The organism is uncultured Cedecea sp., assembly GCF_947498825.1.
In the GTDB taxonomy this organism is placed as follows: domain Bacteria; phylum Pseudomonadota; class Gammaproteobacteria; order Enterobacterales; family Enterobacteriaceae; genus JGM124.
On record NZ_CANMLV010000063.1, the window covers coordinates 1 to 579 of the forward strand.

At 54.1% G+C, this 579-nt stretch carries 1 rRNA gene; it reads right to left on the bottom strand.

Going from position 1 to position 579, the window contains the following annotated elements:
* Positions 1-579 (bottom strand): 23S ribosomal RNA (locus Q1A40_RS22930); the annotation flags it as partial.

The following is a 579-nucleotide window of genomic DNA, read 5'->3' on the forward strand; positions in this document are numbered from 1 at the left end:
GCTTAGAGGCTTTTCCTGGAAGCAGGGCATTTATCACTTCAGCACCGTAGTGCCTCGTCGTCACACCTCAGCGTTAAGAGCGTCCGGATTTACCTGAACACTCCGCCTACATGCTTAAACCGGGACAACCGTCGCCCGGCTGACATAGCCTTCTCCGTCCCCCCTTCGCAGTGACACCAAGTACAGGAATATTAACCTGTTTCCCATCGACTACGCCTTTCGGCCTCGCCTTAGGGGTCGACTCACCCTGCCCCGATTAACGTTGGACAGGAACCCTTGGTCTTCCGGCGAGCGGGCTTTTCACCCGCTTTATCGTTACTTATGTCAGCATTCGCACTTCTGATACCTCCAGCAAACCTCACAGTTCACCTTCAACGGCTTACAGAACGCTCCCCTACCCAACGAACGTATCCCTAAGCCAACTCGACTTTTATGGACGCATTGACGTCGCTTCGCTCCGTCAATCTTTTCCACATCAGTGAAGTTGTCTTGGGTGATACGTTCGCTGCCGCAGCTTCGGTGCACAGTTTAGCCCCGTTACATCTTCCGCGCAGGCCGACTCGACCAGTGAGCTATTAC